Genomic DNA, 8,599 nt, shown 5'->3' with positions numbered 1-8,599 from the left:
GGCATCCACAGTCCTGATACCGGGGGTAATTTCAGACAGTCTGACTTTTACAAAATGATTTTCTTTCACTGCCTTCACATTCTGCAGCTGCGGATCTTCTTTCAGTTTAGCTACTCTTTCGTCAAAGGAATCCTGGTTTCTGTCGCTGGTGCTGTAGTCCACCACGAGAATATAGTCCGGATCTGCCTTGACGAGACTCTCCCAGCTTGTCTTGGCCCAGGTTTTATCTACTCCCTGCCCTGCCATCACATTGTCCGCACCAATCAGTTTCAGCACATTGGTGGTATATCCTTCAAACGCAGTAAAGGGCTGGCCATCATCGGAATCATATACGAACACTTTAATATGGGGCAGATCTTTGATCTGGTTCTGGGCTGCTTCCAGTTCTCTCTTCTGTGATTCCACCCACTTCTGTGCCTGGTCCTCTTTACCGAAAATTTTTCCGTACTCCAGCATATCATTGAAAAGGGTATCCAGGTTTGCATTGGTATCCTGCATGGAATCAGGAACATAGATAGGAATTCCCGCAGCTATGATCTTATCTGCGGGAATTCCTCTTTTCGTAAAGGGAACTTCCCAGCCGGTAACGAAATCCGGCTTTACAGACATGAGCTTTTCATAGGACGGCCATTTTTCAGAAAGTACCGGGACTTTGGCATAGGCATCCGCAATGGATGGGTAAATATCATCTTCCTTGAAGGCAGTACCTGCCATCTGATCCTGAAGACCCAAAGCCAGCATCATTTCCGTAGTTGCAAAAGACATGGATACTGCATGCTTTGGCGGAGCTGCCACTTTCATATCCACCGTCTTTCCATCCAGGGTCTCTTTCCAGGATACGGCCGCTGTCTGGGATGATGCCGGTTTTGCATTATCACCGGTACCGCATCCTGTGAGAACAGTGCCTGCAGATACGACGAGCAGCATGGCTGCCATGATTCTTTTTACTTTCTGATTCATGAAATTCCTCCTTTATAAGATAAACAGCAGGGAAACACAGACTGCATCAGTGCTTCCTCAGCAATAAAGAAATCTACGTCCATGATGGAGGGCTGTGTAAAAAGGGACTTCGAAGGTATCTTCCAGTTTGGATACGGTGAGCACCTCCTCCGCGGTCCCCTGTTCCACAATCCGTCCTTCTTTCATCATGATGGCATGGTCACAGTACCGGGCCGCCAGACTCAGGTCATGAAGGACGATGAGTACCGTGCCATGCTGATGAAAGGCCTGGAGCGTTTCCATAAGGGATATTTTATATTTCACATCCAGATGATTCGTAGGTTCATCCAGCAAAAGAAGCCGGGGACATTGAGCCAGTGCCTTGGCGATAAGAACTCTCTGCTTTTCTCCGCCGGACATATGCCTGATTTCCCTTCCCCACAGAGGAAGGGCGCCTGTTTCCTCCATGACCCGGTGCACTATTTCATGGTCTTTTTTTCCATAGTCTCCAAAGCGGCTCTTGAACGGATAGCGTCCCATAAGCACCACCTGTTCCGCCCGCAGTTCGCCTGTCATGTCCATAGACTGCTGGGCCATAACCGCCGTTTCCCGGGCATAGGCTTTTCTGTCATAGGTTTCTATGGCTTTTCCTTCATAGAAAACATGCCCCCGGCTTTTCAGGCGGCCGGACACATGTCCCAGAAGAGTGGATTTTCCGCACCCGTTGGGACCGACAATGCAGGTCATACTGCCTTCTTCTATCCGAAAAGAAAGGTCATGAAGAATTTCTCTGTTCCCGATGCTGTAAGAAAGATGACGTATTTCCAGCATGTCAGCGTCCCTCCCCGTAGCGATGAGTCACAATCCAGATAAAAACAGGAGCTCCTGCGCAGGCAGTCAGCACACCGATGGGCAGCTCCTCCGGTGCGAAAAGGGTCCTGGAAAGCACATCAGACCAGATCATGACCAGAGCACCTATGAGGGATGAAAAAATCAGCAGCCGGCCATGAGACGGTCCGGCTGCCGCCCGGGCCATGTGGGGCGTAATCAGTCCCACAAATCCGATAATTCCGGATTTGCTCACCAGAAGAGCCACTATGGCCGAAGTCAGAAGGATGATAAACAGCTGGAAATGCTTCAAATTCAATCCCAGATATTCTGCCTCCCCGGCGCCCAAAAGCATGAGATCCAGGTCATTTCGCACAAGAAAAACCAGTCCCATCATAATGAGCACCCCGGCTGCCGTAAAAGAAATATCTGACCACTGCATGCCGGAAAGACTTCCGACCAGCCAGAACATGGCACTTCGTACCTGTGCTTCATGACGGGCCCCGTAAATCACCATCATGGTCAAAGCAGAGAAAAAAGCGGATACACCCATGCCCACGAGAACCAGCCGGATAGGATTATGACTTTTCCCACTGGCCGCTATGACAATGCCTGTAGAAACGGCTGCTCCTATAAAGGCGCCCGTCGCCACCGATCCGCTTCCGGCAAAAGAAAACCATCCCCATATAATGGCCATCACTGCGCCGGTAGAGGCGCCGGATGAAACGCCAAGCACATAAGGATCCGCCAGATCATTCCGCGTAATGGTCTGCAGCAGAAGCCCCGCCAGAGACAGGCCTATACCGCAGAGCATGGCAAAAAGAGTGCGGGGAATTCGAATCTGCCAGAGAATCATGGCTGACGAGCTGTTCCCCATATGCCCCTGGGAAATCATAGTCCCTACTTCCGACAAAATATCTGCCGTATCCACTTCCACTGAACCAAAACGGACAGAAAAAATAAGGCTGATAAGCAGAGCTGCCAGAAGAATTGAGAATTTCACAAATAATGAAATGGAATTTTTTCTGCGAAACATCACTGCCACCTGCCCTTCTAAGGAAGCGCCGATTCAATCGCTCACTGCTTTTATACTTGAATTTTATGCAATGCAAGGAATAAGACGACGCGAATAGCAAGCTATTTAAGGAGCCTTATGACAGAGCAGTGCATAAAAATTCTTATGAAAGCAGACTCTATGAATGAATCATTGCTTCCCTAACTGTTAAATCTAATTTATTTTATCTTAAATTGAATATTTCTGCAATGATTATTTAATTTTGCGGCAATATTCTCTAATTATTAAATTATTTTTATGGTATAATGAGGCATCGTATGATTAATAAAAATATCAACAGGACGATGCTGCGAATACCACATTTCAGGAAGCAGTGATGACAGGGAAGCGCTTATCAAAGCAGACTCTTTGAATAATTCAGCGTTTCCAAAGGCAAAGCACATGGTTGGAAGCCGAGTGATAAAGCCCCGGCGAAATTCAATGAAGAGGCAATTCTATGAAACAATATTCCTTCAGTATTTCCTCACTCTCCCAGCTTGCAGATTCCCTGCAGGCGATGAAGGAAAAAGAGGAAACCTTCCATCATCCCCTCATTCATATTTTCTGCACAAAAGAAATTTCCTATGCGGAAAAAATCCGGGATACACTGAAACAGTATTTTCCCGATTCTTCCATTCTGGGAATCAGTACTCAGGGAGCCACAGTGAAAGGAACTCTTCAATACCCCGCCGCCTTGATTACCTTCATGGAATTTCAAAACGTAAAGGTTCATTTTCTCCATACTGCCTCCAAAAACCGGGAAGAAAATGAAAGCAGAATTTCTTCATGGCTCCGAAGCATCGAACAGCCTGCCGGACTGGAAGTATGGACCTGTTCCCTGAATGAACCGGTTCCCTTTGACAAAGCACTTTTTGAAAAATATCCGTTCATCCCTCTCTTCGGCGGACGCGCAGCTTCTGCAGACCTGACCGCCCCCACGTACATATTGGATGATACCCGGGTCTACAGCAGCGGTTTTTATTTCTGCTGCTACGACGGTCCCATTCATATCATGACTCACCATGTCCTGGGCTGGGTTCATATTGGCCGTCCCCTGAAAATTACAGGCACCGACGGTCCCCATACCATCACAGAAATTGATGGAAAGCCCGCTTTAGATATTTACAGGAAATATCTTCACATCCATCCCAATGAATACTTTTACAGTAAGGCAGCCGCCTTTCCTCTGCTTGTCCGCCGCGGCGATGTGGAAATAACTGCCATCCCCCTGGGCTATGGCAGCAAGGGAGAATTGTATATGGCCGGCAGTCTGGAAAAAGGCGATATTGTCCATCTATCTTTTGAAAGTCCCGACCGGATACGGAAAGAGCTGCGGATAGAAATGGAGAAGATCCATAACTTCTGTCCTGAAGGAGTTCTTCTTATCTCCTCCGCCATCAGAGCCCTGATGCTTAGAGAATCTATGAACATGCCCCTCACTGCCCTTGAAAAAATCAGGCCTTCTGCCGGCGGACTGTTTTATGGCGAAATCATGAAAACGGGCGGCAGAATCTATCATATGACCATGACATCCGTTATCATCCTGTTCCGTGAAGAGAGAAAAAACAAAATTTCCAAAGTCCTGCCCGCCGGAAAGCCGCGGTTTCTTCAGGGGAAAAATAAAAAGGTACGTCCCGGAGATCCTCTTTCCACCATAAGGCACTTGTCCTGTCTCATGATAGAAGCTACTGCAGAGCTGGAGGAATCCTATCGAAAACTGACCTATACCGCCACTCATGATGGACTGACTCGTATCTTGAACCGCGGCGCCATTGAAAAAATGTTCTATGAATTCAGAGCGAAGGAAGACACTGCCGATTTCTGTGCCATCATGGTGGATTTAGATCAATTCAAATCCATCAACGACACTTATGGCCACCATATCGGTGATCAGGTTCTGTCTGAAACCGCCCGCATTCTGACAGCTCACCTGCGTTCCCACGATCAGGCAGGCCGCTGGGGCGGTGACGAATTTCTCATTCTCCTTCCCCACGTTTCCCTGGAAGATGCCTCCCGCATTGCGGAACGTCTGCGGGCTGCCATATATAAAGCAGATATACTCCCACCGCCCAGTCAAATCACCGCAAGCTTTGGTACGGCTCAAGTGCTTCCCCATGAAGAGCCCGATGATTTTTACAAACGAATCGACCATGCTCTGTACCAGGCAAAGGGCAAGGGAAAAAATCGGGTCATTACTATAAAATAACTTCTGTATGAAGGTACCAGAGAAGCGCTGATTAACGCAGTATCTGCTTTTATTCCTGAATCCTCATGCAATGTAAGGAATGGGACAGCGCAAACAGCGGGCTATTTAAGAAGTTCCATGACAAAGAAGTACATAAGAATTCTTATGAAAGCAGACACTAGGGAAGCGCTGATTAAATCAGTGTTTGCTTTCATTCTTGAAATTTTATGCAATGCAAGGAATGGGACGACGCGAATAGCGAGCTATTTAAGGAGTTCCATGACGAAGCAGTGCATAAAATTTCTTATGAAAGTAAACTCTATGAATTAATCAGTGCTTCCCTAGGAATAAATCAGTGATTCCCTGAAGATAGAAATAAAAACCTGTGAGAAAATGAGCCTCTTTCTCACAGGTTTTTATTTCGTCCTTTCCTTTGAAGGAATGAATCAGCACTGCTTTAATCCTCTCCGAAAAGCTCCGGATACACAGCCCTGGCGCTGGCCTCTATGGCATCTGTCACATGCTGGCTCATAACATACTTGTATTTTTCCGGAAAAGGTACCAGCTTTTTATTTTTGACTGCCTTCACATCCCGGTATGCCGGATTTTCCAGAATTTCCCGAGCAAATGCTTCTTCATCATCTCCCGTCTTTACCTTCCACACCGGCATGAGAATCACATCGGGATCGATTTCCGGCAGAATTTCCATGGACAGATAGGCATTGGTTCCCTTGGGCACATCGTACCGAGTGGCGCCGTCCTTCACATGGGCCATGGCCAGCACCTCGCTGAAAAGAGTCCCCTTCTTCCCCAGAATCCCACGGAAAGAAAGTCCCAGAGCGCACCTTTCTTCCGACGGGCCTATGGCAGAGAGCTTTTTCTCCAGCTTCGCCCTTTTGGTTTCCATTTCCTGTACCATTGACTCTCCGGCTGCTTCCTCATTCACCGCCTTCGCCACTCCCCGCACTTTTTCTTCCATTTCATTCCAGTTTGATGCCACAAGGGACACATACACCGGTACCCCGGACTGACGAAGAAGGCTTACCACCTGGGGAGACACCGCAGTAGAAGCAATAACCAGATCCGGCTTCAGAGCCATAATGGACTCCACATTCAGGTCAACCGTATGTCCCACAGCTTCCTTTTCCTCCTCCGTCACAAAGGAAATATCCGGATTGCCCGCATATTTAGAAAGTGCGGCTACCCGGGATGTATCCACCAGCCCCAGCAGAATCTCATCCGTACCATACGTCAGAGATACAATACGGGCCGGATGGACAGGAAGGGATACTGATTGCCCCGAAGCATCCACCACCTGCCGCACCCCCTCTCCCGGCATAGATTTGCTGCAGCTCGTCAAATCTGTCAGACATAAGAAGCTTAAGAAAAGAGATAAGAAAAATAATATGCACCGTTTCAAGAAGATACCTCACTAGTAAATAAAGGCACCAACTTTTTATCAATCAGTAAGTCAGTGCCCTTTCGAGAAATATGAAATTAGAATGTATACTCCACTCCAGCCATAAAGTTTCTTCCAAGATTATAGAATGACGAGCTGGAACTGGATACGATATCATGTCGATTGAACAGGTTGTCGATATTCAGGAAGAACCGGGCATCCTTATTCGCCTGGTAGGAGAAATTAAGGTCCGTGAAACACTGATCTTTGAAGTGTTCATAGGGCGTAGCGTCTCTAGTCCGATCACCGAGAACATTCATATTAAACGCCGTTGTCAATTTACCTCTTGTATAGTCAAACCCACCGTTGAATTCAATGCGGCCATAGTAATCATGCCATTCATTGTTGTACTTGGACTGTTTCTTTTCCGGATGACCGTAGGTAAGTCCCATGTGGTACGACAGATTTTCATTCTGCCTGCGGCTCCATTCCAGTTCCACACCGGTGTTGCGGATGTCTGTATTTTCATAGGTCACTGTTGGCCACTCTGAAGAATCGGCATCGATATGATCCTTAATCTTGTAATGGAATACATCAAATCGCCAGGTGGAATTTCCAATATTTTTCTTGAATCCTACCTCAAAGTGATTGCCTGTTTCCGGTTTTAAGTCAGGAACGCCCACGATATTACCGCCGCCGTAAAGCTGTGTAAAGGTAGGCATCATGAAGGACCTTCCTGCCTTGGCATAAAGAGTAGCGTTTTCATTAAAGCTGTGTGTCCATGTCACTTCCGGTGTAAACTTATCATATCCGTTGCCGGCAGAATCGTCTTCTGTCCAAGTTTCGCGGAAATTGAAATCGGCTTCATCCTTCTGTGTAACGTTATATGCCAGTTGTCCAAAGATAGAATGCATATTCCGCTGATACTTATGACGGGCCCCTTCTTTAGACGTATAGCCGCCTACATAGATTGGAGAAGTAGTCTTGGTTTCCAAATCTCTTTGGAAATTGTACCCAACCATAAAAGAGCCTTTATCGAAATGCCAGCGGTTGGATATATCCAATCCCATAGTCTGATTGCGATATTTCGTATAATCATAATTTCTCACAGCTGAATTAAATTTTGCCGCATTACTGTAACTCAATTTCCCTGTTTTTTTGCTTATAGTGGCTTTCTGATCAGCTATCCAGTCTTCCGTTTTCTGATCCCGATTGTTATAAAAAATACTTGCTTTGAAATCTTCATGGTCATAATGGAGCTGAGCCAGGTTTTCCCTTGTACTGTGAATGGCATCTTTAAATGTGGCATCTTTATTGGGTGCATAGGCATGTCCATCATATTTATAGCGGTAATGATCACTGTTTTCACCATAGGTATGGGTGAAATAGAGTTCATCGCTAAAGTTATACCGCCAGTTTACATTACTGTGTTCCCCTCGGATAATGTTGTAATACATGCCTCCATCAGGAGAAGATCCCCTCTGTTTGCCAGATGGAGTAGTAGCTTTAGAGATTCTATCTATCTTCCCGGTATGATCATAGCTATATGTAATACCGAATTTTCCAGCCTGCGCACTGGCTGAATAATTCTGGATACCATAATTTCCTATGCCTGCTTTAATGCTATTTTTCCGAGTACCCTTCGTTATAATGTTAATAACGCCACCGGAAGCTTCCGATCCATAAAGGACAGCACCGCCGCCACGAACAATTTCTATTTTTTCGATGGCATCCACCGGGATATCTTCCAGGTTATAACGCCCTTCCTGGTTTATGGGAACACCATCTACCAATACCAGTGTCCCCTTTTCATTTCCCCTGATAACAGCTTTATTTGTCATGGTTCCCTGGGAAATATTTCTCGGCCCCTGAGCATGCATGATGATACCGGTAGAAAATTTTAACGCTTCCTGTACACTAGTGGCTCCGGTCTTTTGGATTTCATCAGCCGTCAGCACATCCACCGCAGCCGGTGTCTTCAAATCCGTTGTCTCCATTCGCTGTGCCGTTACAGTAATCGGATTCAGCTCATACACCTCTGCTGCTGAAGCGCCGGTCCATCCGGTGCATGCAAGAGCAATCCCCAGAGCTGCATACTTGACTTTCTGATTCATACCTTTTCCTCCCATTATTTTAGATATAAAAAAAGAGAACTGAAAAAAGCGCAAAGCGCTCCAGTTCTCATATTCCCCTT

At 46.6% G+C, this 8,599-nt stretch carries 6 protein-coding genes; 1 reads left to right on the top strand and 5 read right to left on the bottom strand.

What is annotated here, in order from left to right; all coding sequences use genetic code 11:
- From ACI4N7_RS05225 to ACI4N7_RS05215, 3 genes are all read right to left on the bottom strand, one after another.
- On the bottom strand, positions 1-960 hold a 960-nt coding region (locus ACI4N7_RS05225), incomplete at its 3' end, for an ABC transporter substrate-binding protein (RefSeq protein WP_439732309.1).
- A 57-nt stretch (positions 961-1,017) separates the two neighbouring features.
- Positions 1,018-1,770 (bottom strand): ABC transporter ATP-binding protein, encoded by a 753-nt coding sequence (locus tag ACI4N7_RS05220; protein ID WP_439732308.1) that lies wholly within the window; start codon positions 1,768-1,770, stop codon positions 1,018-1,020.
- Between the two features lies 1 nt (position 1,771).
- On the bottom strand, positions 1,772-2,770 hold the full coding sequence (locus ACI4N7_RS05215; protein WP_439732307.1) for a FecCD family ABC transporter permease: 999 nt from the start codon (positions 2,768-2,770) through the stop codon (positions 1,772-1,774).
- Between the two features lie 508 nt (positions 2,771-3,278).
- Here ACI4N7_RS05215 and ACI4N7_RS05210 point away from each other — a divergent pair.
- The gene (locus tag ACI4N7_RS05210; RefSeq protein ID WP_439732306.1) at positions 3,279-5,027 is read left to right on the top strand and encodes a sensor domain-containing diguanylate cyclase; all 1,749 of its coding nucleotides are present in this window, start codon (positions 3,279-3,281) and stop codon (positions 5,025-5,027) included.
- 436 nt (positions 5,028-5,463) lie between these two features.
- Here the strand turns inward: ACI4N7_RS05210 and ACI4N7_RS05205 are convergent, their stop codons facing one another.
- Positions 5,464-6,345: an ABC transporter substrate-binding protein gene (locus tag ACI4N7_RS05205; protein ID WP_439732305.1), complete on the bottom strand. Its 882-nt coding sequence runs from the start codon at positions 6,343-6,345 to the stop codon at positions 5,464-5,466.
- 158 nt (positions 6,346-6,503) lie between these two features.
- A complete protein-coding gene (locus ACI4N7_RS05200) occupies positions 6,504-8,519 on the bottom strand; it encodes a TonB-dependent receptor plug domain-containing protein (protein WP_439732304.1) in 2,016 nt (671 codons plus the stop codon).
- Positions 8,520-8,599 lie beyond the last annotated feature (80 nt).

The sequence above is a fragment of the Dialister sp. genome (genome assembly GCF_051885895.1).
In the GTDB taxonomy this organism is placed as follows: domain Bacteria; phylum Bacillota; class Negativicutes; order Veillonellales; family Dialisteraceae; genus Dialister.
This window is presented reverse-complemented; position numbering and strand designations above follow the sequence as displayed.